The 26,085-nt window shown below is 74.4% G+C and carries 30 protein-coding genes and 1 pseudogene; 17 read left to right on the top strand and 14 right to left on the bottom strand.

Annotated features, from left to right (window positions below; translation table 11 throughout):
• Positions 1-2: 2 nt before the first annotated feature.
• Positions 3-341 (bottom strand): LppU/SCO3897 family protein, encoded by a 339-nt coding sequence (locus tag LFA75_RS19540; RefSeq protein WP_225235259.1) that lies wholly within the window; start codon positions 339-341, stop codon positions 3-5.
• A gap of 169 nt (positions 342-510) precedes the next feature.
• Between LFA75_RS19540 and LFA75_RS19535 the strand changes: the two genes are divergently transcribed.
• Together LFA75_RS19535 and LFA75_RS19530 are read left to right on the top strand one after the other, a co-directional pair.
• Positions 511-1,404, top strand: coding sequence for an SDR family oxidoreductase (locus LFA75_RS19535; protein WP_225235258.1), 894 nt, complete (start codon positions 511-513; stop codon positions 1,402-1,404).
• Positions 1,401-3,182 (top strand): glycoside hydrolase family 15 protein, encoded by a 1,782-nt coding sequence (locus LFA75_RS19530; RefSeq protein WP_225235257.1) that lies wholly within the window; start codon positions 1,401-1,403, stop codon positions 3,180-3,182. The genes LFA75_RS19535 and LFA75_RS19530 overlap by 4 nt, the downstream gene beginning before the upstream one ends.
• A gap of 59 nt (positions 3,183-3,241) precedes the next feature.
• Here the strand turns inward: LFA75_RS19530 and LFA75_RS19525 are convergent, their stop codons facing one another.
• The 4 genes from LFA75_RS19525 to LFA75_RS19510 form a co-directional block, all read right to left on the bottom strand.
• Positions 3,242-3,850 (bottom strand): LppU/SCO3897 family protein, encoded by a 609-nt coding sequence (locus tag LFA75_RS19525; protein WP_225235256.1) that lies wholly within the window; start codon positions 3,848-3,850, stop codon positions 3,242-3,244.
• Positions 3,851-4,053: 203 nt separating this feature from the next.
• Positions 4,054-4,839: an ABC transporter permease gene (locus LFA75_RS19520; protein WP_225235255.1), complete on the bottom strand. Its 786-nt coding sequence runs from the start codon at positions 4,837-4,839 to the stop codon at positions 4,054-4,056.
• A complete protein-coding gene (locus LFA75_RS19515) occupies positions 4,839-5,642 on the bottom strand; it encodes an ABC transporter permease (protein ID WP_225235254.1) in 804 nt (267 codons plus the stop codon). Before LFA75_RS19515 ends, LFA75_RS19520 begins: the two co-directional genes overlap by 1 nt.
• Positions 5,639-6,619, bottom strand: a complete 981-nt coding sequence (locus tag LFA75_RS19510; protein ID WP_225235253.1) for an ABC transporter ATP-binding protein — start codon at positions 6,617-6,619, stop codon at positions 5,639-5,641. The genes LFA75_RS19515 and LFA75_RS19510 overlap by 4 nt, the downstream gene beginning before the upstream one ends.
• A gap of 62 nt (positions 6,620-6,681) precedes the next feature.
• Between LFA75_RS19510 and LFA75_RS19505 the strand changes: the two genes are divergently transcribed.
• Genes LFA75_RS19505 through LFA75_RS19495 form a run of 3 tightly spaced genes read left to right on the top strand, consistent with a single transcriptional unit; the run spans position 6,682 to position 7,377 of the window.
• Positions 6,682-6,930, top strand: coding sequence for a hypothetical protein (locus LFA75_RS19505; protein ID WP_225235252.1), 249 nt, complete (start codon positions 6,682-6,684; stop codon positions 6,928-6,930).
• Positions 6,931-6,939: 9 nt separating this feature from the next.
• Complete coding sequence (locus LFA75_RS19500; RefSeq protein WP_225235251.1) at positions 6,940-7,086, top strand: hypothetical protein; 147 nt, start codon at positions 6,940-6,942, stop codon at positions 7,084-7,086.
• Positions 7,087-7,095: 9 nt separating this feature from the next.
• The gene (locus LFA75_RS19495) at positions 7,096-7,377 is read left to right on the top strand and encodes a DUF427 domain-containing protein (RefSeq protein WP_225235250.1); all 282 of its coding nucleotides are present in this window, start codon (positions 7,096-7,098) and stop codon (positions 7,375-7,377) included.
• Here LFA75_RS19495 and LFA75_RS19490 read toward each other — a convergent pair whose 3' ends face one another.
• Positions 7,378-8,148 carry a hypothetical protein gene (locus LFA75_RS19490; RefSeq protein WP_225235249.1) on the bottom strand — a complete coding sequence of 257 codons (771 nt, stop codon included), beginning with the start codon at positions 8,146-8,148 and terminating at the stop codon, positions 7,378-7,380.
• Positions 8,149-8,321: 173 nt separating this feature from the next.
• Between LFA75_RS19490 and LFA75_RS19485 the strand changes: the two genes are divergently transcribed.
• Complete coding sequence (locus tag LFA75_RS19485; protein ID WP_225235248.1) at positions 8,322-9,485, top strand: RtcB family protein; 1,164 nt, start codon at positions 8,322-8,324, stop codon at positions 9,483-9,485.
• Between the two features lie 52 nt (positions 9,486-9,537).
• On the opposite strand, the gene LFA75_RS19480 is transcribed toward LFA75_RS19485, so the two are convergent.
• The gene (locus LFA75_RS19480; protein WP_225235247.1) at positions 9,538-10,506 is read right to left on the bottom strand and encodes a coiled-coil domain-containing protein; all 969 of its coding nucleotides are present in this window, start codon (positions 10,504-10,506) and stop codon (positions 9,538-9,540) included.
• Positions 10,507-10,679: 173 nt separating this feature from the next.
• Between LFA75_RS19480 and LFA75_RS19475 the strand changes: the two genes are divergently transcribed.
• Entirely contained in the window at positions 10,680-10,916 is a 237-nt protein-coding gene (locus tag LFA75_RS19475) for a hypothetical protein (RefSeq protein ID WP_225235246.1), read from the top strand.
• Positions 10,917-10,933: 17 nt separating this feature from the next.
• On the opposite strand, the gene LFA75_RS19470 is transcribed toward LFA75_RS19475, so the two are convergent.
• Both LFA75_RS19470 and LFA75_RS19465 read right to left on the bottom strand, forming a co-directional pair.
• A complete protein-coding gene (locus LFA75_RS19470; RefSeq protein ID WP_225235245.1) occupies positions 10,934-11,923 on the bottom strand; it encodes an LLM class flavin-dependent oxidoreductase in 990 nt (329 codons plus the stop codon).
• An 84-nt stretch (positions 11,924-12,007) separates the two neighbouring features.
• A complete protein-coding gene (locus LFA75_RS19465) occupies positions 12,008-12,445 on the bottom strand; it encodes a hypothetical protein (RefSeq protein WP_225235244.1) in 438 nt (145 codons plus the stop codon).
• Positions 12,446-12,478: 33 nt separating this feature from the next.
• On the opposite strand from LFA75_RS19465, the gene LFA75_RS19460 reads away from it, so the two are divergent.
• The 7 genes and pseudogenes from LFA75_RS19460 to LFA75_RS19430 all read left to right on the top strand — a co-directional run bounded on the left by LFA75_RS19460 (position 12,479) and on the right by LFA75_RS19430 (position 18,096).
• On the top strand, positions 12,479-12,919 hold the full coding sequence (locus tag LFA75_RS19460; RefSeq protein WP_225235243.1) for an SRPBCC family protein: 441 nt from the start codon (positions 12,479-12,481) through the stop codon (positions 12,917-12,919).
• A gap of 19 nt (positions 12,920-12,938) precedes the next feature.
• Positions 12,939-14,459 (top strand): class I adenylate-forming enzyme family protein, encoded by a 1,521-nt coding sequence (locus LFA75_RS19455; protein WP_225235242.1) that lies wholly within the window; start codon positions 12,939-12,941, stop codon positions 14,457-14,459.
• Between the two features lie 86 nt (positions 14,460-14,545).
• A complete protein-coding gene (locus LFA75_RS19450; RefSeq protein ID WP_225232589.1) occupies positions 14,546-15,439 on the top strand; it encodes an IS982 family transposase in 894 nt (297 codons plus the stop codon).
• A 27-nt stretch (positions 15,440-15,466) separates the two neighbouring features.
• Positions 15,467-15,577, top strand: a pseudogene (locus LFA75_RS19445) (IS982 family transposase); the annotation flags it as partial.
• 32 nt (positions 15,578-15,609) lie between these two features.
• Positions 15,610-16,500, top strand: coding sequence for an SMP-30/gluconolactonase/LRE family protein (locus LFA75_RS19440; protein WP_225235241.1), 891 nt, complete (start codon positions 15,610-15,612; stop codon positions 16,498-16,500).
• A gap of 79 nt (positions 16,501-16,579) precedes the next feature.
• Complete coding sequence (locus tag LFA75_RS19435) at positions 16,580-16,924, top strand: YciI family protein (RefSeq protein WP_225235240.1); 345 nt, start codon at positions 16,580-16,582, stop codon at positions 16,922-16,924.
• A complete protein-coding gene (locus tag LFA75_RS19430) occupies positions 16,921-18,096 on the top strand; it encodes an RNA polymerase sigma factor (protein ID WP_225235239.1) in 1,176 nt (391 codons plus the stop codon). Before LFA75_RS19435 ends, LFA75_RS19430 begins: the two co-directional genes overlap by 4 nt.
• 6 nt (positions 18,097-18,102) lie before the next feature.
• Here the strand turns inward: LFA75_RS19430 and LFA75_RS19425 are convergent, their stop codons facing one another.
• The 3 genes from LFA75_RS19425 to LFA75_RS19415 form a co-directional block, all read right to left on the bottom strand.
• Positions 18,103-19,224, bottom strand: a complete 1,122-nt coding sequence (locus LFA75_RS19425) for a serine hydrolase domain-containing protein (protein ID WP_225235238.1) — start codon at positions 19,222-19,224, stop codon at positions 18,103-18,105.
• 4 nt (positions 19,225-19,228) lie between these two features.
• The gene (locus LFA75_RS19420) at positions 19,229-19,912 is read right to left on the bottom strand and encodes a Rossmann-fold NAD(P)-binding domain-containing protein (protein ID WP_225235237.1); all 684 of its coding nucleotides are present in this window, start codon (positions 19,910-19,912) and stop codon (positions 19,229-19,231) included.
• Between the two features lie 98 nt (positions 19,913-20,010).
• Positions 20,011-21,243, bottom strand: a complete 1,233-nt coding sequence (locus LFA75_RS19415; RefSeq protein WP_225235236.1) for a lipase family protein — start codon at positions 21,241-21,243, stop codon at positions 20,011-20,013.
• A 126-nt stretch (positions 21,244-21,369) separates the two neighbouring features.
• Here LFA75_RS19415 and LFA75_RS19410 point away from each other — a divergent pair, with 126 nt between their 5' ends.
• The gene (locus tag LFA75_RS19410; protein ID WP_225235235.1) at positions 21,370-21,885 is read left to right on the top strand and encodes a SigE family RNA polymerase sigma factor; all 516 of its coding nucleotides are present in this window, start codon (positions 21,370-21,372) and stop codon (positions 21,883-21,885) included.
• Positions 21,882-22,517, top strand: a complete 636-nt coding sequence (locus LFA75_RS19405; RefSeq protein ID WP_225235234.1) for a hypothetical protein — start codon at positions 21,882-21,884, stop codon at positions 22,515-22,517. The genes LFA75_RS19410 and LFA75_RS19405 overlap by 4 nt, the downstream gene beginning before the upstream one ends.
• Positions 22,518-22,574: 57 nt before the next feature.
• Here the strand turns inward: LFA75_RS19405 and LFA75_RS19400 are convergent, their stop codons facing one another.
• Both LFA75_RS19400 and LFA75_RS19395 read right to left on the bottom strand, forming a co-directional pair.
• Positions 22,575-24,725, bottom strand: a complete 2,151-nt coding sequence (locus tag LFA75_RS19400; RefSeq protein WP_225235233.1) for an IPT/TIG domain-containing protein — start codon at positions 24,723-24,725, stop codon at positions 22,575-22,577.
• Positions 24,726-24,932: 207 nt separating this feature from the next.
• Positions 24,933-25,379, bottom strand: a complete 447-nt coding sequence (locus LFA75_RS19395) for an NUDIX domain-containing protein (protein WP_225235232.1) — start codon at positions 25,377-25,379, stop codon at positions 24,933-24,935.
• 50 nt (positions 25,380-25,429) lie between these two features.
• Here LFA75_RS19395 and LFA75_RS19390 point away from each other — a divergent pair, with 50 nt between their 5' ends.
• Positions 25,430-26,083 carry an alpha/beta fold hydrolase gene (locus LFA75_RS19390; RefSeq protein WP_225235231.1) on the top strand — a complete coding sequence of 218 codons (654 nt, stop codon included), beginning with the start codon at positions 25,430-25,432 and terminating at the stop codon, positions 26,081-26,083.
• Positions 26,084-26,085: the final 2 nt, after the last annotated feature.

Here is a 26,085-nt window from a genome sequence, read left to right as displayed (position 1 = left end):
GCTCAGGCGGCGACGAGGCAGAGCACCCGGGCGGGCTCGGCCGAGAGGCCGCCCTCGGAGTAGCTGGCCGTGGTCCGCGAGAAGGCGGCCAGGCAGGCCGGTTGGGAGTCCACCGGCGGGACGTCGTCCAGCACCCCGATCACCTGGAAGGCCGCGCCCGGGTCGTCGCAGTCGACGACCACCACCTCCTGGTCGGCACCGGCGGCCACGCAGTCGCCCACCGCGGGCCCCGACCCGCGGCCCAGCAGGAACAGCCCGGCCACGCACGCGGCGATCACCACCACCGCGACCGGCACCAGCACCCGGACGAACCGGGGGGACGACGGGCCGGGCGCGCTCACGGGGACCCTCCGGGGTGGGACGACGGGCCCCCGACGGTAGGCGGCCGACGTGCGCCGGACCACCTCACCCGGACCGGTTGAGACCGCCCCCACCAGGGCAAGGACCGTTTGGTCGTTCAGCCACCAGCGACCTCCGTGCAGCCACCGCACCACCGGAGGGACCGAGCCCGTGACCGACCAGTACACCTTCACCAACCCCGTCGACCAGTACCGCACCGACGGCTACCCCGAGCAGGGCATCGCCGAGCCGGGCCTGGAGTCCGAGCTCGAGGTCCGCGCCGACCACGGCGAGCAGACCTACCGCGGCACCGGCCGGCTGGCCGGCCGCAAGGCGCTGGTCACCGGCGCCGACTCCGGCATCGGCCGGGCCGCGGCCATCGCCTACGCCCGCGAGGGCGCCGACGTCGTCCTGAACTACCTGCCCGAGGAGCAGTCCGACGCCGAGGACGTGGCCCAGCTGGTCCGCGACGCCGGCCGCAAGGCCGTGCTCGCCCCGGCCGACCTGTCCGTGGAGTCCGAGGCCCGGCAGCTCGTCCGCACCGCCGTCGAGGAGCTCGGCGGACTGGACGCCCTGGTGCTGGTCGCGGGCAAGCAGGTCTGGGTCGACGACCTGGCCGACCTGACCAGCGAGCAGTTCGACGCCACCTTCAAGACCAACGTCTACTCGGTCTTCTGGGTCGTGCAGGAGGCCGTGCCGCACCTGCCGGCCGGCTCCACGATCGTCACCACGAGCTCCATCCAGGCCTACTCCCCCGCCCCCGGGCTGGTCGACTACGCGACCACCAAGGCCGCGATCAACACGATCAGCAAGGCGCTTGCCCAGCAGCTCGCTTCCAAGGGCATCCGGGTCAACATCGTGGCCCCGGGCCCGTTCTGGACGCCGCTGCAGGCCTCGGGCGGCCAGCCGCCGGAGAACCTGCCCGAGTTCGGCAAGGAGACCCCGCTGGGCCGGGCCGGCCAGCCGGCCGAGCTCGCCGGCGCCTACGTCTACCTGGCGTCGGCGGAGTCGGGCTACACCGTGGGCGAGACGCTGAACGTGAACGGCGGCATGCCCACCCCGTGAGCGAGACCTTCCGTGACGCCAGCGGGTACGCCGACCTGCGCAGCTACGCCGCCGTCGGCGACGGCCGGACCGTGGCCCTGGTGGCCCGGGACGGCCGCATCGACTGGCTGCCGCTGCCGACGATGGACGGCCCGCCGGTGTTCGCGGCGCTCCTGGATGCCGAGAACGGCGGTTGCATCGAGCTGTGCCCGGTGGAGCCGTTCACGACGACCCGGGAGTACGTGGCGCACACCAACGTGCTGACCACGACCTTCTCCACCGCCAGCGGCAGCGTGCGGGTGACCGATGCGCTCAACACCGGCGTGGCCGGTCGGCTGCCGTGGTCGGAGCTGGGGCGGCGGGTCGAGGGCCTGTCCGGGACGGTGGCGATGCGCGCCGCCGTCCGGCCCGGCACCTGCCTGAACACCGTGTCGCCGTGGGTGCACCGGACCACCCACGGCCCGGTGCTGCGGGTCGACGGGCTCACCCTCGCGGTGCGCACCCTCGGCGCGGACGCCGTCGAGGTCGGCGACCAGCGGATCGACATCACCTACACGACCACCCCGGGGTCGCGGGCGCTGCTGGGCCTGGTCGCCACCGAGCGCGAGCCGCTGTTCCTGGCCGACCCCGAGGACGTCGACGCCGGCATCGACCGCACCGTGGCCAACTGGCGGGCCTGGTCGGAGGAGTTCCACTGGACCGGCGACTTCGAGGCCGCCGTCCGGCGCAGTGCCCTGGCGCTCAAGCTGCTCATCCACTCCCCCAGCGGCGCGATGGTCGCCGCGGCCACCACCTCCCTGCCCGAGGACCTCGCCGGCGGCAAGAACTGGGACTACCGCTTCGCCTGGGTGCGCGACTCCGCCTACGCCCTGACCGCGCTGTACCGGTTCGGGCTGCGCGAGGAGACGCACGGGGCGGTGAGCTGGCTGCTGGGCACCATCCGCCGGCACGGCCCCGAGCCCCGGGTCTGCTACACCCTGGACGGCGGGCTGACCGAGGGTGTGCACGAGCCCGACGTCCCCGGCTGGCGCGGCGTCGGCCCGGTCCAGGTGGGCAACGCCGCGGCCGACCAGCTGCAGCTGGGCGTCTACGGCGACCTGTTCTCGATCGTGGCGCTGGGCGTGGAGAACGGCAACGTCCTGGACGCCGACACCGGCCGGGTGCTGGCCCAGATCGCCGACACCGCGTGCGACCGGTGGCAGCAGAGGGACGCCGGCATGTGGGAGCTGCACGACCCGCAGCACTACACGACGTCGAAGCTGGGCTGCTGGCAGGCGCTGACCAAGGCCGTCGAGCTGGCCGAGGCCGGTCAGATCCCGGGCGACCCGGCGCGCTGGCGGGCCGAGGCCGGCCGGATCCGCACCTGGGTCGAGGAGAACGCCTGGGACGCCGAGCGGGGCGCCTACCTCTGGTACCCCGGCAGCGACGGGCTGGACTGCTCGATCCTGCTGCACGCCATCAGCGGCTTCGACCGCGGCGAGCGGATGAGCTCCACGTTGGACGCGCTGCGCCGGGAGCTGGGCGCCGGGCCGCACCTCTACCGGTACACCGGCATGGCCGCCGAGGAGGGCGTCTTCCTGGCCTGCTCCTACTGGATGGTGTCGGCCCTGCAGCTGTGCGGCCGCGGCACCGAGGCCCGGTCGCTGATGGCCGAGCTCGAGGGGGCGGCGAACGACGTCGGCATGCTCGCCGAGATGCTCGACCCCGCCGACGGGGCCTTCCTGGGCAACCTGCCCCAGGCGCTGTCCCACCTCGCGCTGGTCAACGCGGCGATCACCCTCGACGAGCACCAGGCCTGAGACGACACCACCCCCGGAGCCGCGTGGGCTCCGGGGGTGGTGTCGGGTGGTGCAGGAGGTCAGATGGTCTCCGCGCAGAAGACCTGGCCCTCGTCGCCGGAGGAGCCGTACCAGAGCGAGACACCGTCGGTGATGTTCGACTCGGTGGCCGCCGCCTGGCAGGTGTCCGGGTCGGCGTAGAACTCCGACTCGGTCATGTCGTCGTCGGTGCCGAAGACGCGGTACTCGGCGTCGTCGGAGTCGCAGTCGACGACCTCGTAGCCGCTGTCGTCGCTGGCCTTGACGCAGTCGCCGACCTCGGGGGCGCTGCCGCCGAGGAAGCTGCGGACCAGGACGCCGACCACGATCAGCGCCACGACACCGGCGATGATCGGGACGAGGCGGGCCACCGCGCTCTTCTTCTTCGGCTGCTCGGGCTGGCCGGGGGCGCCCCACGGCTGCTGGCCGGGCTGGCCGGGCTGGCCGAACTGCTGCGGCTGACCCGGCTGGCCGAACTGCTGGCCCTGCTGACCGGGCTGACCCGGTGCGCCGAACTGCTGCGGCTGGCCGAACTGCTGGGGCTGGTCACCGGGGGTCTGGCCGGGGCCCTGCGGACCGGACGGCGGCTGCTGCCCCCAACCCTGTCCGGGGGTCTGCGGCTGGTCGCCTGAGCCGGGCGGCGTGGTCACGGGTGTCCTCCAAGGGTTCGACGGGCCTGGAGATCATCCCTGCCGGACTGCCCAGTCCGCACACCGGGGGCGCACAGCCTCACCCGTCCGCGGGAACCGCGGCGACCCGCGGGGAGCACGGGGCCCGAGGTCACCGGGCAGTCATCGGGTCGCGTCACGGCGCGACCCGATGACCATGGGGTGACCCGTTGCGGGGCACCGACTCAGGCCGAGGCCCCGCTGTAGGCGCGCAGGCCGACCGACCACACCCACCGGGTCAGCGCGACCAGCCCGACGGTGAACGCCGCGGCGCCCAGGAGCAGCCAGACCGAGAGCCGACCGGTCAGCGCCTGGGCCGGCACGGTGATCGCGAAGGCCAGCGGCACCAGGAAGGTGAACCCGATCCGCAGCCAGCCCGGGTAGATCGTCACCGGCCACCGGCCCGCCTGGTACATCCCGGACAGCAGCTCGACCAGCGAGTCGGTGCGCACCACCCAGAAGGCCGCCGTCGTCAGCAGCAACCAGAACGCCCACAGGACGACGACCCCCAGGGCCAGGGCGACCACGAACCCCAGGACGGCGAGCAGCCCCGGGCGGGTGTCCAACCGGCTGAGCGCGAACCCGACGATGCCGGCGCCGACCAGCACGTCCACGGACTGCCACAGCTCGATCCGCCGGATGCTGACCAGCAGCATGGAGTCCGCGGGCTTGGTCAGCACGAAGTCCAGCGTGCCGTGCTGGACGTCGTCCATCAGCTGGTTCATGGCCGGCTGCACCACGCTGCGCAGCACCCCGCCCATCAGCACGTAGACGCCCATCACCACCAGCAGCTCGTCGCCGGACCAGCCGCCGAGGGAGTCGGTGTGGCTGAAGACCAGCGCCAGCACCGCCAGGGAGGTGCCGACCGCGACCAGCGACTGCAGCACGCTGAACACGACGTTGGACCGGTACTGCAGCTCGGTCTGCACCCCGATCCGCAGGAAGGTGCCGACCAGCCGGAGGGACTCCATCAGTTCCCCACCGCCGAGTAGCGCCGAACGCCGAACCGCCAGACGACGGCGACCATCGCCGTGCCCGCCAGCACCCAGGCGCCCTGCGCGGCCAGCCCGCCCCAGAGCTCGGCGGTCGTGAGGTCCCCGGCGAGCACCTCGATCGGGTAGCCGAACGTGTAGCGGAACGGCAGCCAGTCCGCCGCGGTCGCCGCCCAGGCCGGCAGCAGCACCAGGGGCAGCAACCGGCCCGACAGCAGCAGCTCGGCGGTGAAGTACAGCTCGTAGAGGGCGCTGACCCGCGTCGTCCAGAAGGTCACCATGCCCAGCACCCACAGCAGCATCGACCGGATCAGGTAGGCGCCCCAGATCGCCACCAGGAAGACCAGCACCTCAACCGGGCTGACGTCGAACGTCGGCCGGAACACCAGCGTCAGCACCGCCGCGATCGGCAGCCAGAGCAGGACGACGACGACCTTCCAGCCGGCGAAGTAGGCCAGGTCGTGGTGCAGCGGGTGCACGGGGCGGACCAGCATCCCGGACAGCTCGCCCTGCCGGATCCGGCCCTCCCAGCCGTAGGGGGTGAAGACGATGTTCATGTTCCGGACCAGCGTCCAGACGATGTAGTAGGCGGCGAAGTCCCCGGCGGTGATGCCCTGCACCGACCCGCCCTGGGCGTCGGCCACGGTCTGCCAGACCACCAGGTAGACCACCGGCTCGGCGATCATCCCGAGCATGAACAGGTAGTTCGTCGTCCGGTACTGCAGCTGGGTCTGCACGGCGGTGCCGGCGACCACCCGGTAGACCGACGCCAGGCCGCTCACGCCGTGCGCCCGGCGCTGAACGCCTGCTCGATGACGTCCTCGATCGGCGGGTCCTCGATGGTCAGGTCGGTGACCGCGTGCGCGGCCAGCAGCCGGCCGGCCACCGCGGAGGTCTCGGCCTTGGGCACCTGGATGCTGACCCGGCCCTCGCCCGCCTCCACCACCGCCCCGAACGCGGACAGGTCGGTGCCGGGCTCCGCCAGCTGCACGGTGATCGTCTGGTGCGGGGAGAACCGGGCGGTGAGCTGGCGCAGGCCGCCGTCGAAGAGCACCTGGCCCTTGTCGATCACCACCACCCGCTGGCACAGCGCCTGCACGTCGGCCATGTAGTGGCTGGTCAGCAGCACCGAGGCCCCGTGCCGGCGGGTGTACTCGGCGACGAACCCGCGCAGCCGCTTCTGGGCGCCGATGTCCAGGCCGATGGTGGGCTCGTCGAGGAAGAGCACCTGCGGCCGGTGCAGCAGCGCCGCGGCGACCTCGGCCTTCATCCGCTCGCCCAGCGACAGCGTGCGCACCGGCTTGCGGACGAGGTCGCCGATCTCCAGCAGCTCGACCAGCTCGTCGCGGGCCCGCCGGAACTCCGGCTCCGGGATCCGGTACACCGCCCGGTTGAGCTCGAAGCTGTCCAGCGCCGGGATGTCCCACTGCAGCTGGTTGCGGTTGCCCATGACCAGGGTGATCCGACCCAGGTAGGCCTTCTCCCGCCGGGCCGGCACGTGGCCCAGCACCGACACCTCGCCGCCGGTGGGGTGCAGCAGCCCGGAGAGCATCTTCAGCGTGGTGGTCTTGCCGGCGCCGTTGGGGCCCAGGAAGCCGACGACCTCACCGGGCGCGACGTCGAAGGACACCCCGGCGACCGCGGCCACCTCCCGGTACCGTCGGCGGACCAGGCTGCGCACGGAGGCGCCCAGCCCGGCGTCCCGCTCGGCCACCCGGAAGGTCTTGCGCAGGTCCCGGACCCGGATCGCTGGCTCCACCGGCCGACCGTAGCGACCCGCCGCAGCCCTGCCGAGCGGTTTCCGGCAGCATCGGCGCCACGATGACCGCCACCGACGACGCCGCCCCGATCTGCTCCGCGAAGGGGTGCCGGGCACCGGCCACCTCCGTGTTGGTCTGGAACAACCCGAAGATCCACACGCCGGACCGGGAGAAGACCTGGCTGGCCTGCGACGACCATCGCGAGTCCCTGTCCCAGCACCTCGCGATGCGGTCCTTCCTGCGTCGGGTCGACCCCCTCCCGGGTCACGATCCGGCCGCACCCCTGCCCTCCGGCCCCCTGGGTGCGTAGCGTCGGGGCATGGACCAGACCAAGGCACGGTCGAACGAGTCCGTCGTCTGCCCCGAGTGCGGCCAGCCGACGACCCCCCGCCAGCTCGGCGAGTGGGGGCACTGCCGCAAGTGCCGGACGGCGGATTCCCGTGCCGTCCAGCCGCTGCGCTGGTAGACCGGACGCATGACCACCGCCACCTGGAACGGCACCGTGATCGCCGAGTCCGACGACATCGTCACCGTCGAGGGCAACGCCTACTTCCCGCTCTCCTCCGTCGCCCCCGGCGTCCTGACGCCGACCGACACCACCAGCCACTGCCCGTGGAAGGGCGACGCGAGCTACTTCTCCGTCGTCGCCGACGGGCAGACCAACGCCGACGCGGCCTGGACCTACCGGGCGCCCAAGGAGGCCGCCGCGGAGATCACCGACCGCGTCGCGTTCTGGAAGGGCGTCGTCGTCAGCTGATCAGCTGACGGTCTCGCGCTGGGCGTCCACCCACACGGGTGCGGCGTCCGGCGTGAGCCCGGCGAGCTCGGCGGCCGTGGGGCCGTCGTCCACCGGTTCGGCCACCTCGCCCTGCCACGGGGAGGGCTGGTCCAGCAGCACCAGCGCGTGCTGGGCCATGGCCAGGCTCGGCGCGGCCTCGGCGATCACCGCGAGGTCGGAGTGCAGCAGCTTGTGCACCGTGCCCAGCCGGCGCAGGGCGGCGCGGCAGGAGGCCCGGTCCCCGGTCTCGGTCCAGACGAGCTGGTCCACCAGCGTGCGCTGGTCGGCCACGGCGTCGGCGAACGGGACACCGCCGGCAACCCGGTTGAGCAGGTCCAGGTGCGCCTGGTGCCGGAAGCCCGCCGGCTCGCGGCCGGCCTCGCGGGTGGTGCCCACCCAGGCCTTGTGCGCGGCCAGGCCGTGCTGGGCGAAGCGGCGCTCGGCCCGGGCGGCAAAGCGCTGGTCGCGCAGCTCCCAGGTGGCGTGGCTGTCGTCGAAGCGGAAGAAGAGCAGGGCGAACCCGCGGCGGTTGAGCTCGCGCATCCGGGTGAACGGCAGGGGGACGACGTCGGTGTCCCCGATGCAGACGTAGAGCGCGCGGTCGGTGAGGACGGCGGTGCGGGAGGTGTCCCCCGCGGGCACGTCGAGCGAGTCGCTCAGCGGCACGCAGTCGGTCACCGACACCACCGACTCGCCGTCGGCCAGCGCGGACACCAGCCGCGTCGGCGCTCGTCGTGTTCCCCAGCTCACCTCCACGTTGTCGGCCGGTCTCCGTATTTCTGTAGCCGAGGTCATCCGCGCGGGTGAGCAGGTGCCGCCGGACGGGTGGCCGGGAAAAGGAGAGGCGCCGGACGGCGACCGCGGGTTGACTCGTCCCTCGGTCGGCGCCGGCCACCCCCCATCCCCACGAACGAGGAAGGACCATGGACACGATCAACGGACGCCTGCTGAGCTGGGCGTCCATCCTGGAGGACAACACCCGGGAGCAGGCCGAGCGCACCGCGACGATGCCCTTCGTCTTCCCGCACCTGGCCCTCATGCCCGACGCCCACCTCGGGCTCGGCGCCACCGTCGGCTCGGTGATCCCGACCGACGGCGCGATCATCCCGGCCGCGGTCGGGGTCGACATCGGCTGCGGCATGGCCGCCGTCCGGACGCAGTTCACCGCGGCCGACCTCGACGGGCACGACCTGGCCGGGCTGCACGAGCAGATCAGCCGGTCGGTCCCGCTGTCGGCCGGCGGGCGGAACAAGGAGATCCGCAGCTCGGCCGAGCCGCGGATCGAGGAGCTGCGCGGCATGGCCGGGGCCGAGCAGGCCGACGCGGTGGCCAAGCACTGGCCGCAGCAGCTGGGCACCCTGGGCTCGGGCAACCACTTCATCGAGGTCTCCCTCGACGAGGCCGACCGGGTGTGGGCGTTCCTGCACTCGGGGTCCCGGGGCGTGGGCAACAAGCTGGCCCAGCGGCACATCGCCGTCGCCCGGGAGCAGTGCCGCCGGCGGTTCGTCGAGCTGCCCGACCGCGACCTCGCCTACCTGGTGGAGGGCGAGCCGGAGTTCGACGCCTACCTGGAGGCGCTGCTCTGGGCGCAGCGGTTCGCCTTCCTCAACCGCGAGGAGATGATGGACCGGGTGCTCGACCAGCTCGGCAGGTTCCTGGGCGTCGAGGTGCAGCGGCAGGAGATGGTGGCGTGCCACCACAACTACACCGCCCGCGAGCACCACTTCGGCCGGGACGTGTGGCTGTCCCGCAAGGGCGCCATCTCCGCGCGGGCCGGTGAGGCCGGCCTGATCCCGGGGTCGATGGGGGCGGCGTCCTACGTCGTGGTCGGCAAGGGCGACGTCCGGGCGCTGCACTCGGCCCCGCACGGGGCCGGCCGGTCGCACTCGCGGACGGCGGCCCGGAAGCTGTTCGACCGGGCCGACCTGGACGCCCGGATGGCCGGCGTGGCGTGGGGGCACTCGGACGCGTTCCTGGACGAGCACCCCGACGCCTACAAGCCGATCGACCAGGTGATGGCCGACGCCACCGACCTCGTCGAGGTCCGGCACACGCTGCGCCAGGTCGTGAACGTGAAGGGCAACTGAGCGAGGCCCGCACCCCGGGTGGGGTGCGGGCCTCGTCGGCGTGCGGGGTGGGTCAGCTGATGCCGACGGCCTGCTTCGCGAGGGCGGCGAGCTGGGTCTGCGCGGCGGAGACGACGGACGCGCGGTCCTTGTGGGCCTCCTCGTAGCGGATGACGGCCTCGATGTCGCCGGCGTCGGTCAGGGCCTTCACGGCCTTCACGGCGTCGGCCACGGTCAGCTCGTCGTACTTCTCCACCGGCAGCTCGGCGGCGTCGAGCGCGCCCAGCTCGGTGCGGGTCTCGTGCAGGGTCCGCGCGGTGTTGGCCGCACCCTCGGCGCGGGCCTGGGTCTCGGCCTCCTTGAGCGAGGCGTCGCGGCCCACGGCCAGCGACTCGCGGACGGCGCCGGCGAACGAGCTCGCCCGGGTGGCCGCGGCGTCGAGCTTCTGCTGCACGGAGTCGGTCGCCTGCTGCGTGGTGTCGACGACCTTGTTCACCGAGTCGGCGACGTAGCGGGCCGGGAAGGCGGCCAGCCGGGTCGCGCCGCCGGCGACGCGCTGCAGCGGGGTGGCCTTCAGCGCGGCCGGGCCACCGAGGGCGGTCTCGGCGAGGACGACGGTCAGCCACTCGACGGTGGCGGTGTGCGCGGTGACCAGGCGCTCGGCCAGGCGGGCGACGCGGGGCAGCTCGGCGGTCTCGGCGAGCACCTTCAGGTAGGTGGCGCGGTCACGCAGCTGGTGCTCCAGCGCGAGGTCGCCCAGCAGCGCCTCGTCCAGCGGGCCGGCCTGCTCGACGGTGGCCTTGACGATCGCGCCGAGGCGGCCGAGGGCGGGGGTGACGACGTCCGGGACGCCGCCGAGGTCGCGCAGCGTGCGGGTGATCGCCTCGGTGCGGGAGGCGGCGTTGTCGGCGTTCTGCAGCAGCTCGCGGCGGACGGCCTCGGTGCGGGCCTGGGCGACGCGGGTGCGGGCGACCTGCTCCTCGGTCTGCGTGAGCAGGAGGAGGGCGCGGAGCTGAGCGGTCAGGACGGTGGTGTCGGCCATGAGGACTCCCTGGGGGTCTGGACTGTGGGCCACCCCCTCACTGCCCCGTTGCTAGCCGGAGCAAGCACGTAGCTAGCGGTATGCTCCGTCACCCTGGGACGGGTGGGGCTGCTGGGGCGCGACACGTCCCCGGCTCACCGGATCCACGGCCGCCGCGGGGCACCCTGGTCGTCATGGGGTTCGTCTACGGCACAGCGCGCGCCGAGATGGTGGTCGGCTCGCTGGTCGGTGCCGCGGGCCGGCCCGCGCTGATCGGTCCGGTGCACGCGACCATCGGCAGCGCCGCCGGCGGTCGGCGCAACTCCCTGTGCGGGGCGTTCGTCACCCACGACGACGACGTGCCGTGGCCGCCGGACCCGGCCGTCCTGGGTGCGCTGTGCCCGACCTGCGCCGAGCTCGCGGAGTGGTGACCGACCCGTCCTGAGGATCAGGCGCTGACGGTCGCCATCGCGTCGGCCAGCAGGGCCACCGAGCGCAACCGCTGCTCGACCCGCGGCGAGGCGTGCCCGACGATCAGCTCGTCGGCGTCGGCGAACGCCCGGAACTCGACCAGCTGCTCGCGCACCTGGCCCGGCGTCCCGACGGCGGAGTGGGTCATCATCGAGTCGACCTGGCGCCCGGCACCGGACTCCAGCAGGAGGTCGGTCTCCTCCTCGCTGAACTGCTTGCCCCGGCCGAACAGCAGGGTGGCCCGAGCACGGCGGACCGTCTGGAACTGGGCGCGGGCGTCGTCCTCGGTGTCGGCGGCGATGACGTTCACGCCGGCGATCACGTGCGGGGCGTCGAGCTGCGCCGACGGCCGGAAGTCGCGGCGGTAGATCTCCACGGCGGCCTGCAGCGCCTGCGGGGCGAAGTGCGAGGCGTGGCCGTAGGGCAGGCCGAGCGCGGCGGCGAGCTGGGCGCCGAAGGTGGACGAGCCCAGGATGTACAGCGGCACGTTCGAGCCCTTGCCGGGGAAGGCATCGACACCGGGCACCCGGGTCTCGCCGGCCAGGTAGGCCTGCAGCTCCTGCACGTCCTGCGGGAACCGGTCGCTGGAGCGCGGGTCGGTGCGCATCGCGTACATCGTGTTCTGGTCCGAACCGGGAGCCCGGCCCAGGCCCAGGTCGATCCGGCCCGGGTACATGGCCTCGAGGGTGCCGAACTGCTCGGCGATCACCAGCGGCGAGTGGTTGGGGAGCATCACGCCGCCCGAGCCCAGCCGGATGGTCGAGGTGTTCGCCCCGACGTGGCTGATCAGCACGCTGGTCGCCGAGGAGGCGATGGCGGACATGTTGTGGTGCTCGGCGTACCAGACCCGGGTGTACCCGTGCTCCTCCGCGGCCTGGGCCAGCGCGACGCTGTGCGCGATCGACTGGCCGACGGACTCACCCGGGGCGACGGGGGCGAGGTCCAGGACGGAGAGCGGGAACGACATGGGGAGTGCCTCTCTGGTCGGAGCGCGGAGCCTTCCGGCTCCTCATGGGGCAACGCCCGGGGGCCGCCGGCATTCCCCGGGCGCTCAGCTGGGCCGGCGGCCGGCCAGGTCGCGGGCGGTCGCGGCGGCGCCGGCGTCCAGACCACCGGTGCCGCTGGTGCGGTGCAGCCGGAACTGGTCCTCGATCCACTGCTGGTGGGCGTCCCAGGCCAGGCCGGGGTCGCCGTCCAGCGCGGTGGCGATGTCGCTCCAGCCGGCGCCCTCGCGGAGCGCGGCGTGCATGCCCAGGTGCCGGCTGTCGTGCGCCTTGCGGTAGACGACCTCCCCCAGGGCCAGCAGCTCCAGCGCCTCGTGCCGGTCCAGCCGGGTGCCGGTGTTGCGCAGGTCGGCGAGGAAGTCGTCGGCGTCGTCGGGCGCCGTGGCCTCCACCACCCCGGCGTCGCGCCGGGAGAGGAAGTCGATGCGGTTGGCGGCCACCTGCAGGGTGACCTCGTCCTCGAGCTCGCGGGGCGTGATGGTCATGCCGACAGCCTCCCGCACTCCTAGGTTGGCTGCATGGGCTCCCGCACCGCATCCGGCTCGACCGTCGTCGCCGCGCCCCCGGCGGAGGTGTTCGCGGTGGTCGCCGACCCGCGCCGGCACGCCGAGATCGACGGCTCGGGCACCCTGCGGGGCGTCGTGGACGCTCCCGACCGGCTCGAGCTCGGCTCCCGGTTCTCGATGGCGATGCAGATGGGCGTCCGGTACACCGTCACCAACCGGGTGGTGGAGTTCGAGCCCGACCGGCGGATCGGCTGGCGGCACATCGGGCTGCACCGCTGGCGCTACGACCTGGAACCGGCGGGCACCGTCACCCGGGTCACCGAGACCTGGGACGGCACCCGCTACCCCGCCGCGGCCTTCCTGGTGGTGCGCGCGATGGGGTTCCCGGGGCGGGCCGAGCGCGGCATCCAGGGCACCCTGCAGCAGCTCGAGGAGCGCTTCGGCCGCGGGTGACCCGTGCCACACTGCGGGCGTGATCGAGAGCCCGTTCGACCGCACCGGCGTCGTCCGCGGCACCGACGGCGTGCAGCGCTACACCGGCCTGCCGCAGAACCTGGTGACGATGCTCCGCCGCTCGGTGGAGGAGCACCCCGACCGCGTCGCCGTCATCGAGCTCGGCGGCCGGTCGCTGACCTACGCGCAGCTGTGGGACGCCGCCGCCCGGGTCGCCGGCGGGCTGCGCGACCTCGGAGTCGCACCCGGCGACCGGGTGGCCAACCACCTGCCCAACGGGGTCGACTGGGTGCTGACCCTGTGGGGCACGCTGCTGGCCGGCGCCGTCACCGTGCCGGTGAACACCCGGTTCGCCGCGCCCGAGGTCGACCACGTGGTCCGCGACTCCGGCTCGGCCGTCGTCGTCGCACCCGGGACGCCGCTGCCCGACGGCGAGCCGCTCACCCGCACCGGTGCCGGGCACACAGACCTGGCCGGGATCTTCTACACCAGCGGGACGACGGGTGCGCCCAAGGGCGCGACCACCACGCACGAGGCGTTCCTGTCCAACGTCGAGACCTGCATCCGCTGCCTGGCCCTCCCCCGCGACGAGCCGCTGAGCACCTTGATCTCGGTGCCGCTGTTCCACGTCACCGGCTGCAACTCCCAGCTGCTGGTGCTCACCGCGCTGGCCGGCACGTCGGTGGTCATGCCGGTGTTCGAGGTCGGCGCCTTCCTGGCCGCGGTCGGCGAGCACCGCATCTCCGTGCTGACGACCGTCCCGGCGATCTACTGGCTGGCGCTGAGCGCACCGGGGTTCGCCGCAGTGGACACGTCGTCGGTCCGGTCGCTGTCCTACGGCGGTGCGCCGATCGCCCCGGACCTGGTGCACCGGATCCAGGCCGCGTTCCCGACCGCCCGGGTGGGCAACGGGTTCGGGCTCAGCGAGACCGCGTCGGTGTCGACCTACCTGCCGCACGAGCTCGCCGCCGACCACGCCGACTCGGTCGGCTTCCCGGCCCCGGTGGTCGACGTGGCCGTCGCCGACCCCGACCCGGTCAGCGGGGTCGGCGAGCTGCTGGTCCGCGGACCCAACGTGGGCACCGGGTACTGGGGCAACCCGGCGGCCACCGCCGCGGCGTTCGTCGACGGGTGGCTGCACACCGGCGACCTCGCCCGGGTCGACGAGCACGGGCTCACCTACGTCGTCGACCGCGCCAAGGACATGATCAACCGCGGCGGGGAGAACGTGTACTGCGTCCAGGTGGAGAACGCCCTGGCCGCGCACCCGGCCGTCGGCGAGGTCGCGGTGGTCGGGGTGCCCGACCCGGTGCTCGGGGAGAAGGTGGGCGCCGTCGTCGTCCCACGGCCGGGCACCGCCCCGACCGCCGCCGAGCTGCGGGCGCACGCCGCGACCCTGCTGGCCGACTTCGAGGTGCCGCAGTTCGTGGTGGTCCGCGACGAGCCGCTGCCGCGGAACGCCGGCGGCAAGGTGCTCAAGCCCCAGCTGCGCACCGGCACGACCTGGCCGGCGGAGAGCCCGCTGCGCGACCGGTCGTGAGGCGCCGATCACACGGCGGGTCCTAGATGAGTAAGTCCGAATGACACGGGTGTGATTTCAGGGCGGAGGGTGCTGGGGTACGGGTTGTGACGACCGACCTCAACACCCTCCTGACCTCACTCTATGTCCGCATCGACGACTACCTGGGCCCTCGCTCACGTGTGGGGCGCCCTCCGCGGCTGACCGACGCCGAGCTGCTCACCTTGGCCGTGGCCCAAGCGCTACTGGGAGTCCATTCCGAGGCCCGCTGGCTGCGGCAGGTCCCGGCTGCACTGCCCGGTGCGTTCCCCTACCTGCCCGAGCAGTCCGGTTACAACAAGCGGCTGCGTGGGGCGTTACCGCTGCTCAAGCGGCTGATCCGGGTCCTGGCCACCGACACCGACCTGTGGGCCGACCCGGTGTGGCTGGTGGACTCCACCCCGGTGGAGTGCGCCCGATCCCGGCCCACCGTGCGGCGCTCGGAGCTGGCCGGGGTCGCCGGCTACGGCTACTGCGCCAGCCACTCCCGCTGGTTCTGGGGCCTACGCCTGCACCTGGTGTGTACCCCGGCCGGACTCCCGGTCACCTGGGCGCTGGCCGATCCCAAGATCGATGAACGTCAGGTGCTGATGTGCGTCCTGGACTACGACGGTGACCTGATCACCGAACGGCCCGGGCTACTGGTGCTGGCCGACAAGGGCTACATCTCCGCCGAACTGGACGACTACCTGCACGCCCGCGGCGCCGACCTACTGCGCCCCTCCTACCGCAACCGCCCACCACGCCCCGGCCAGCACCTGCTCAAACCGGTCCGACAACTGGTCGAATCGGTCTTCGACACCCTCAAAGGCCAGCTCGACCTGGAACTCCACGGCGGTCGCACCCTCACCGGTGTCACCGCACGCATCGCTCAACGACTGCTGGCCCTGACCGCCGCGATCTGGCACAACCGCGCCACCGGCCAACCAGTCACAAGATCACTGATCGCCTACGACCACTGATCCAATCGGACTTACTCATCTAGGNCCGGTGTCACCGCACGCATCGCTCAACGACTGCTGGCCCTGACCGCCGCGATCTGGCACAACCGCGCCACCGGCCAACCAGTCACAAGATCACTGATCGCCTACGACCACTGATCCAATCGGACTTACTCATCTAGGGTCCGGGCATGACGCTGAGCACGCTGCTGACCGGTGGGTCGTTCTTCGAGGGCCCGCGCTGGCACCAGGGCCACTGGTGGGTGTCGGACTTCTACCGCGGCACGGTGAGCCAGGTGTCGATGTCCGGTGAGGAGACCGTCGTCCTGGAGGTGCCGACCCAGCCCTCGGGCTCGGGCCGGCTGCCGGACGGCTCGCTGGTCGTGGTGTCGATGACCGACCAGCGGCTGCTGCGCTGGGACGGCAGCGAGCTGGCCACCTACGCCGCGCTCGCCCCGTACTGCGGCGGCCTGCTCAACGACCTGGTGGTCGACGCCGCCGGGCACGTGTTCGTCGGCGACTTCGGCTTCGACCTGATGGCCGGCGGGGCGCCCGCCCCGGCGTCGCTCAAGCGGGTCGATCCCGACGGCACGATCACCGTCGTCGCCGAGGACCTGCTGTTCCCCAACGGCATGGTGATCACCGCCGACGGCGGCACGCTGCTGGTCGGCGAGACGCTGGGCAACCGGTACACCGCCTTCGACCTGGCCGCCGACGGGTCGCTGAGCAACCGCCGGGTGTGGGCGGAGTTCGGGCCCGCGCCCACCGGCACCACGTTGGACGAGGTGCTCCGGGCGCTGGTGATCGCCCCCGACGGCTGCACCGGGGACGCCGAGGGCCACGTGTGGGCCGCCGACGCGGTGGGCGGACGGGCCGTGCGGATCGCGCCGGGCGGCGAGGTGGTCGAGTCGGTCGCCGCGCCCGAGGGCCTGGGCGTCTACGCCTGCGCGCTGGGCGGGGACGACGGCCGCACCCTGCTGCTGTGCTGCGCCCCGGACTTCCTGGAGCACAACCGCCGTCCGGTCCGCGAGGGCGTGCTGATGACCACCGAGGTCGCCGTCCCGCACGCCGGCCGCCCCTGACCGTGTCGATCCGGGGCCAGCTCATTCGTACAGGGGGTGGGTCGGCCGACCGGGCCGACCGGAGAACGAGGAGGCAGTCATGGCCCAGTACCTGTTGAGCGTCGTCACCCCCGGCGCGGGCGAGCAGCCCACCGCCGAGCAGCTCGAGCCGATCATGGCCAGGGTCGAGCAGCTGCGGACCGACATGCAGCAGGCCGGCGCGTGGGTCTTCACCGGCGGGCTGGAGGCGCCGTCGACGGCCACCGTGCTGCGGCCCGAGGGCGACGACGTGCTGCTGGTCGACGGCCCGTTCGCCGAGGGCAAGGAGTACCTGGGCGGGTTCACCGTCGTCGAGGCCCCCGACCTGGACGCAGCGCTGGACTGGGGACGGCGGACCGTGGCCGCGATCGGGCTGCCGATCGAGGTCCGCCCGTTCGCCTGGTGAGCCCGCTGGAGCAGGTCTTCCGGGAGGCGCACGGCCGGGCGGTGGCCGTGCTGGCCCGCCAGCTGGGCGACCTGGACCTGGCCGAGGAGGCGGTCGCGGAGGCCTTCGCCGTCGCGGCCGCCACCTGGCCGGATCGCGGGACGCCGCCGTCCCCGGTCGGGTGGGTGATCACCACGGCGCGCCACAAGGCGGTCGACCGGCTGCGCCGGGAGGCGGTGGGGACGGCGAAGCTCGCGGAGGTGGCCCGGCTGCAGGCCGGGCCCGGGCAGGAGGAGGTGGGTGCGGTGCGCGACGACCAGCTGCGGCTGCTGTTCACCTGCTGCCACCCGGCGCTGGCCCCCGAGTCCCGGGTCGCCCTGACCCTGCGGATGGTCGGCGGGCTGACCACCCCGGAGATCGCCCGGGCGTTCCTGGTTCCCGAGGCGACGATGGCCGCCCGGATCACCCGCGCCAAGCACAAGATCGCGAAGGCCCGGATCCCGTACCGGGTGCCGGCCGAGGCCGACCTGCCGGCCCGGTGGGCGTCGGTCCTCGCCGTCGTCCACCTGGTCGGCACCGAGGCGCACTCCCCCGCCACTGGCACCGAGCCGACCCGCCCCGACCTGGCGGCCGACGCGATCCGGCTGGCCCGGCTGCTGGTGGCGCTGCGGCCCGACGAGCCCGAGGCCCGGGGGCTGCTGGCGCTGCTGCTGCTCACCGCCTCCCGGGCGCCGGCACGGGCCCGGCCGCTGGACCGGCAGGACCGGTCGCTCTGGGACCGGGCGCAGGTCGAGGAGGGCCAGGAGCTGGTGCGGCAGTGCCTGCGGGTCGGGAGGCCCGGGACCCACCAGGTGCAGGCGGCGATCGCGGCGGTGCACGCCGACGCGGCCACCTGGGCAGACACGGACTGGGCGCAGGTGGTCGCGCTGTACGACCTGCTCCCGGCCACGCCGGTGGTCGCGCTGAACCGGGCGGTGGCGGTCGCCGAGCTGGACGGGCCCTCGGTCGGGCTGGCGCTGGTCGACCGGGTCGACCTCGACCGCTCGCCGGTGCTGCACGCCGTCCGCGCCGACCTGCTGCGCCGGCTGGACCGGGTCGACGAGGCCCGCGCCGCCTACGACGCCGCGCTGGCCCGCACCCAGAACACCGCCGAGCAGGCCGACCTGCACCGCCGCCGGGCCGCCCTGCCCTGACCCGCCTCAGGCGACGGCGTCGTGGGCGACCTGCCAGAACTCCTCGGGGCCGTCGTGCGGGCCGGTCATCATCCGTTGGGTCAGCAGGACGGCGACCAGGTCCAGCGACGGGTCGGCGTAGGCCGTCGTCCCGGTGCCGCCGGTCCAGCCGAAGCGGCCGGGCGTCGTCCACGGGTCGGTGGCCTCGAGGGTGAGCTCGAGGTTGCCGGCCGCCCAGGTCCGGCCCGGGCCGAGGAAGGCCTGCGCCGCCGTGCGCTGGGTGTCGGTCAGCCCGTCGCGCAGCACGTCGGCCGACCGCACCCCGCCGGGCAGCGCGTCGTCGGCGATCGCCCCGAGGAGGGCGCACACGTCGGACGCCGTCGACACCAGGCCGCCGCCGATGGACTCGAAGGCCGGCGGCCGGGACCACACGCCGTGCGGCGGGTCGACGACCTGCAGCCCGTCGTCGCCCGGTGCGTACTGCGTCGGCAACCCGGCGGCGGTCCAGAACCGGGTGCCGGTCAGGCCGAGCGGTCCGGTGACCCGCTCGGCGAGCAGGTCGGCGAGCGGGCGACCGGTCACCCGGGCCAGCAGGACGCCGAGGACGTCGCTGCCGGTGTGGTACCGCCAGCCCTCCCCCGGCTGGTCGGACAGCGGCAGCGCACCGAGCCGGGCCAGCCACTCGTCGGGGGCCAGCTGCGGCGGCAGCGGGCCCGGGCTGACCTGGCGCTCCCACATGGCGTGGGCGAGTGGTGAGGTGTCCATCCGCAGGCCGGCGCCGGCGGTCATGTGCAGCAGGTCGCGCACCGTCGGCGTCCGCTCAGCGGGGACGACGTCGGTCAGCTCGGCGTCGGGGTGGGCGAGCACCTGCTGGTCGGCGAGCTCGGGCAGCCAGCGGGTGGCGTCCGCGTCCAGGTCGAGCAGGCCGTCGGCGGCCAGCGACAACGCCAGCACGCCGCCGAACGGCTTGGTCAGCGATGCGACCCGGAACGGGGTGTCCGCGGTGACCGGGTCGGTGCCGCCGACGGCCAGCGTGCCCGCGGGGTGCACCGTCGTCGTCCCCGCGTGCCGGACGGCGAGCACCGCGCCCGGGTAGCGGCCCTCGGCGACGTGCCGGTCCAGCAGCGCGGTCAGCGCGGTGGTGTCCATGCCGTCAGGACCGCCGCCCGCCCGGGGACTCATCGGCCAGCGCGTTGATCCCCGACGTGGTGAGCACACCCTCGGACGCACCCCCGGTGACCGCGGCGAGGAACGCCCGGCCCACCGCCTCGGTGGTCGTGACGTGGTCGGGGGCCACGCGCCGGAGCAGCGGGAACGCCGGGCGGAGCGCCGCGTACACCACACCGTAGAGGCGGGTCTTGGTCCGCACCCCGTGCAGCGGCTGGATGATCCCCGGGCGCAGCAGCCAGGTGCGCAGCGGCAGCGCGGCGACGGCGTCCTCGGTCTCGCCCTTGACGCGGGCCCACATCAGCCTGCCGTCCCGGTCGGTGCCCGCGCCGGAGACGTAGGCGAAGGCGGAGCCGGGCGAGGCGTCGGCGACCGCGCGGGCGATGCCGACGGTGAGGTCGTAGGTCAGCCGCCGGTACTCGGGCTCGCGCCGGCCGGAGGAGGAGACGCCCACGCTGTCGAAGGTGGCGTCGACCCCGGCCAGGTGCTCCCCCGGCAGGGCCAGGTCGGTGCCGACGACCTCGCGCAGCTTGGGGTCGGTGACGCCCAGCGGCGCCCGGACGACGGCCCGGACCTCGCGCACCCGGTCGTCGAGCAGGCACTCGCGCAGCACGCCCTGCCCGACCATCCCGCTCGCCCCGAACACCAGCACCGTCAGCCCGTCCGTCATCGGGCCAGTCTGCCGGTCCCGCGGGTGTCGGCGATGGTCGAGATCGGGGTTCTCGGGGTCCTGCTGCCCCCAGGACCCCGGGAACCCCGATCTCGAGGTCAGCAGGCCGCGAGCACCGGTCGGCCGGCGGCGATCGCGGACAGCCAGAGCCCGAACGGGGCGGTGCTCAGCGCGCCGCCGGTGACGTGCTCCGCCGGCAGCAGGTCCAGCCGGGTGGTGACCCCGGCCGCGCACCAGGTGGCGTGCAGGTCCTGCGCCTGGCCGAGCGCCACGACCTCGTCGGCCGCGGCGTGCGACTGGTAGATCGGCACGGTCGGCACCGGCCGGGTGGAGAGGTCGTTCTGCGCGATGACCGCGGCGATCTCCGGCTCGGCCAGCAGCTGCTCCAGGGTCGACCCGTCGGCGGTGTAGTCGGCGATCGAGGTGAACGCCGTGCCCAGCGTGCCGGCGCCGCCGACGCACTCGCTGCGCAGCTGGGCCACGACCTGCTGACCACGGGCGTTCAGCCGCTCGTCGAGGCGGATGGCGTCGGGGTAGGCGGCGTCCAGGCCGATCACCCCGAGCAGCCCGAAGCAGGCCGCGGGTCCGCCGTCCAGGCTCTGCGCGAGCGCACCCAGGTCGGCCGGCACGCCGCCGACGGCGGCACCCTCGATCGCCAGGTCGGGCGCGTACTCCGGCGCCAGCGAGGTCGCCCACGCCGCACCGCCGCCGCCCTGCGAGTAGCCCTGCAGCAGGACCGGGGAGGCGTCGGTGCTGCGGGCGCCGGGCACCGCGGAGGCGGCCCGCGCCAGGTCGAGGACGGCGTGCGCCATCGCCGGCCCGGTCGTGTAGGTCGGCGAACCCCCGTTCAGGTACCCGTCGTAGTCGGTCACCGCGACGGTGAAGCCCTGCGCCAGGCCGGCGGCCACCGCGCTCAGCTCGTACTCGGTGCCGGCGACGAACTGCTTGCTCGGCGCGCACTGCGGACCCAGGCCCTGGGTGCCCGGCGCGATGGTCAGCACGGTGCCGGCCTGCGCGGACAGCGTCGGGGTGAAGACGGTGCCCGACACCACCTGCGGCTCCCCGGTCGCCGTCGTCGACGTGTAGAGCACCGTCGTGGCGGTGAACGGCAGCACCCCGGCAAGCGGGACGGCGGCCGGGCGGGTGCGCAGCACGGTGCCCGGCGCCCCCGTCGGCGCGGGCGGGTCGTAGAACGGGTCGACCGCCGCCGTCGGCGCGGGCACGGCGGTCGCCGGCGTCAGGTCGGACACCTCCGGGGCGGCCGAGGCAGGGGTGGCGCCGAGGGCGAGTGCTCCGGCGGTGAGGGCGCCGAGGACGAGGCGACGGGACATCAGGCGACTCCGGTGTCGTGACTGTGACTGTCAGGTACACCAACGAGCCGGGGCCGGTCAGGTGACGCGGTGGGGCAACCTGGGCCGACCACCGATCCGTCAGAGGGGCATGAGGGACGACAGCCCATGACGACGACCACCCGCGACGAGCAGTTCCGCGCCTTCGTGACCGACGGGCGACCGCAGCTGCTGCGCACCGCGACCCTGCTCACCGCCGGCGACCGGCACCTCGCCGAGGACCTCGTGCAGACGGTGCTGACCAAGCTCTACGTGGCCTGGCCGGCCTACCAACGGGCCGGCAACCGCGAGGGCTACGTCCGCCGGATGCTGGCCAACGCGCTGGTCGACGAGCACCGCCGGCCGTGGCGACGCGAGCTGCGGGTCGCCGAGGTGCCTGAGGCGGCCACAGCCGAGCGCACCGAGGCCGGTCCGGTCCTCGGCGCGCTGCGCGGGCTGCCACCGGGGATGCGCGCCGTCCTCGTCTTCCGCTTCCTGCACGACCTCACGGTGGCCGACACCGCCGCCGCCCTCGGCCTGTCCGAGGGCACCGTCAAGAGCCAGACCTCCAAGGCGCTGGACCACCTGCGCCGGGCGCTCGGCCCGGCCACCCTCTCCCCCGCGACCACCAGGAGCCCCCGATGACCGACCTGCGCACCCTGCTCGCCGACGCCGCCGGCCCCGTGGTCCCGACCGCCCCGGGCACCGTGGACGACGACCTCGACCGCGGACGCCGCGCCCTGCGCCGGCACCGCCTGCGCACCCGGGCCACCCGTGGCGTGCTGGCCGCCGCCGTCGTGGCCGCCGTCGCCGTGGGCGGCAGCACGGTGCTCGGCTGGTCGACGCCCCCCGCCGCGTCCCCCGCCGCCGGCTTGGAGCTGGCGGCCTACACCGGGGACCAGCCGGCCGGGTTCGACCTGGCCACCGCGCCGGCCGGGTGGGTGGTGCGCACCTCGGACCCCGGGTCGTTCGTGCTCGCCCCGCCGGACGCGCCCCCGCCCTCGGGCCCCGCGGGTGCGGTGTCCTACGTCGACGCGGTCGCCGTCTCGCTGAGCGCGGACGTCGCACCCGACTTCGCGGCCAGCACCCTCACGGTGGGCGACCGCCCGGCGGTGTGGCAGGTCGCCGACGACGGCACCCGGACCGTGTACGTCGAGCGGGACGACGCCGCGCTGACCGTGCAGGTCTGGGCCGGGCTGCCGCTGACCGACGCGCAGGTGGTGGAGCTGGCCGCGGGCATCACGGTGACCCCGGACGCCGTCCCCTCCTTCGGCTGACCCCGGACGGCCACGGCCCCCCGCGCAGCTGCGCGGGGGGCCGTGGACACGGGCGGGTCAGGCGGTCCGTCGCCGCCGGGCGCCGACGGTCAGCGCCAGACCGGCTAGCAGGGCGAGCCCGCCGCCGAGCACCGGCAGGGCCAGATCGGCCCCGGTGTAGGCCAGCCCGGACGGACCCGACCTCGAGCCCGAGCCGCTCGCGGCGGACCCGCTGGTCGGCGTGCCGTAGCGGAACCGCAGCTCACCGCTGGCGCCGCCCTCGGTGGTGACGACCACCCCGACCGTGCCCGCCGCGTGCGGCGGGGTCACGAACGTCAGGGTCGAGGCGTCGACGACCGTGACCTGGTCGGCGGGGACGACGACCCCGCCGATGGTCACCGTGGTGCCGCCGGGGACGAACCCACCGCCGGTGACGGTGACCGTGGTCCCGCCTCCGGTCGGACCGGTCGCCGGGTCCAGCCCGGTGGCCGTCGGCGCGACGACCACGTAGGTGAACGGCAGCGGGGCCGCCGTCCCGCCCGGGGTGCCGACCACCACGTCGACCGCGCCCGCGGCGTGCGGCGGGGTGGCGAAGGTGGCCGTCGTCGGGCCGGTCACCGTGACCTGGCCGGCGGGCACGACCACGCCGCCGATGGTCACCGTGGTCGCGCCGGGCACGAAGCCGCTGCCGGTCACGGTGACCGTGGTGCCGCCGGACGTCGGGCCGGAGCCCGGGTCGAGCTGGCCGGCGACCGGCGCGGCGACGTAGCGGAAGGGCTGCGGGGCCGTCGTCCCGCCGTCGGTGGTGGCGGTGACGTCGACGACGCCCGCCGCGTGCGGCGGGGTCGCGAACGACAGCGAGGACGGCGAGGTCACCGTGACCGCGCCGGCCGGCACCGTCGTCCCGCCGATGGTCACCGAGGTCGACCCGGCCACGAAGCCCGAGCCGGTGAGGGTCACCGTCGTGCCGCCGGCGGTCGGCCCGGCGGACGGGTCGAGCCCGGTGGCCGCCGGCGCGACGGGTGTGTAGACGAACGGCAGCGGCGCGGAGGTGCCGCCGGGCGTGGTGACGGTGACGCCGACCGGGCCGGCGGGGTGCGGCGGGGTCGTGAAGGTCAGCGTCGTCGGGGAGGTCCCCGTGACCTGGGCCGCCGGGACGACGACCCCGCCGATGGTGACCGACGTGGCACCGGGCACGAAGCCGGTGCCGGTGACCGTCACCGGGGTGCCACCCGGGGTGGGCCCGGACGTCGGGGTGAGGGACGCGGCCGTGGGTGCGGCGACGTAGGTGTAGCCCAGCGGTGCGGAGACCCCGGCCGTGGTGCCGACGGTGACCGCGACCGAACCCGCCACGTGGGGCGGGGTCGCGAAGACCAGCGTGGTCGGGCTGGTCACCGTGACGTCGCCGGCGGGCACGGCCACGCCGTCCACGGTGACCGTCGTCCCGCCGACCACGAAGTCGGTGCCGGTGACGGTCACCTGGGTGCCGCCGGCCGTCGGGCCCGAGTCGGGGGTGAGGCCGACCGCCGTCGGGGCGACGACCGGCGGTGCGACTGCGGGCGTGGTGCAGCTGGCCTCGCCGGCGACGACCTGGCCCAGCGGCACGGTGACCGGGAGACCGGCGACGGTGGCGGTGAGCTGCAGGTCGATCTGCAGGGCGCGGGCGGTCGCGGTGGTCGCGGTGGTCGTCTCGACGTCGGTGGTCACCGAGGCGACCAGCCGGGCGTCGACGACGGCGAGGCTCGCCACGGCGGCGTCGACGGTGACCGTGGCCCCGGGCACCGTGGCCGTGATGGTCTGCCCGAGCACGGACAGGTCGGTGACCTCGGCGGCGGCGACCGGCGCGCCGCCCACCGGGCAGGTCGCGGTGCCGGCCAGCACGGTGGCCGAGGTCGGCACGCCGAGCAGCTCCAGCAGCAGACCGTCGACCTCGGAGGTGCCCTCGCTGCCGGTCGCGCCGGAGGTGGCCGCGGCCGAGACGACGCCGTTGCTCGCGGTCAGCCCGGTGGCGCCGGCCAGGGCGGCGGCGACGCCCAGGCCGGTCACGGAGTCGTCCGGGGGCGCCGTGACGCTGCCCAGCAGGGCGCCGACGTCCAGGGCGAGCCCGGGCACGACCCCGACGCCGGCCTCGAGGTCGATCCGCAGCGCGGTGCCGGCGGCGTCGCCGGGTGCGGCCGACGCCGGTGGTGCCAGTCCGAGGAGGGCTACCCCTCCGACCAGTGCTGCCACGCCGACGCGCGACCAGGAACGATGCTGCACGGTGATACCTCCGACCCCGTCCGGGCACCTGTCGCGCCCGGATCCCCGTCCCGGGCCGACTCCGGCCCGGGTGTGCGCATCGTGGGTGCGGGGACGTGACGGAACGGTCCGGGACGGGGTCGGCCTCACCCGGGACGGGGCAGGACCACCCCCTGGGATGGCGTGCTCATGTCGACATCACGCTGTGTCGACAAGTCGCTCCAGGAACGGCAGCTGACCCTTCACGAGCTTCGTGCGGGCCGTGGCGAGGTCGAACCAGGCGGCGCGGTCGATCTCCGGGAACTCCTGGAGCCGTCCCGACCGCGGTGGCCACTCCAGGGTGAAGGTGTTGCTGACGACGGCCTCGGCGTCCAGATCGCCCTCGGCGGCCCAGACGGTGAGCGTCTTGGACCCCTTCACCACGCCGAGCGGGACCAGGTCCTCCGGCGCCGGGGACCCCGTCTCCTCGGCGAACTCCCGCCGGGCGGCGGTCTCGGCGTCCTCGTCCGGGCCGTGCTCGCCCTTGGGGATGGACCAGGCGTGCTCGTCCTTCTTGGCCCAGAACGGGCCGCCCATGTGGCCCAGCAGCACCTGCAGCTCGGGCGCGCGGCGGAAGAGCAGGATCCCGGAGCTGAGTCGTGGCACCGACCGATCCTCCCCCGATGAGTTCGGCGGGGTGCGGCAGTCTCCCCGGCATGATGCAGACCCTGGACGCCCCCGGCGCGACGCTCGCCTACGGGGTGCTGGGCTCCGGTCCGGTGCTGGTGCTGATCGGCCACCCGATGCCCGCCGACGGCTTCCGGGCCCTGGCCGCCGAGCTCGCGACCGACCGGACCGTCGTGCTGCACGACCCGCGCGGCACCGGGGCGAGCACCATGGCCGACCCCACCGAGCTCCCGGACCCCGAGGTGCTGGCCGACGACCTGTCCCGGGTGATCGCCGCGGTCACCGACCAGCCGGTCGACGTGTTCGGCTCCAGCGGCGGCGGGATCGCGGCCCTGGTGCTGGCCTCCCGGCACCCGGAGCAGGTCGCGACGGTGGTCGCGCACGAGCCGCCGCTCACGGAGTACCTGCCCGACGCCGCCGAGCTCCGCGAGCGCCTGGCCGGGGTGAGCGCGACCCACCGCGAGCAGGGGCTGTTCCCGGCCATGGGTGCGTTCATGGCGATCGCCGGCTTCGCCCCGCCCGCCCCCGCGGCCGACGACGAGGACCGGACGGCGGGCCTCGGGGATGACGGCGTCGACGGTGCGGGCTGGCTCTTATACACCTCTGACGCTGCCGACGATACCCCTTGCGGAGATCTCAGTGGGCGCTGGCCCCGTTCACACAAACACCACCATAGCCGCTGACG

Origin of the sequence: Klenkia terrae, assembly GCF_900491935.1 — a bacterium.
Taxonomy (GTDB): domain Bacteria; phylum Actinomycetota; class Actinomycetes; order Mycobacteriales; family Geodermatophilaceae; genus Klenkia; species Klenkia terrae.
The sequence above is the reverse complement of the archived record's forward strand: the minus strand, read 5'-3'. Positions and strand labels throughout refer to the sequence as shown.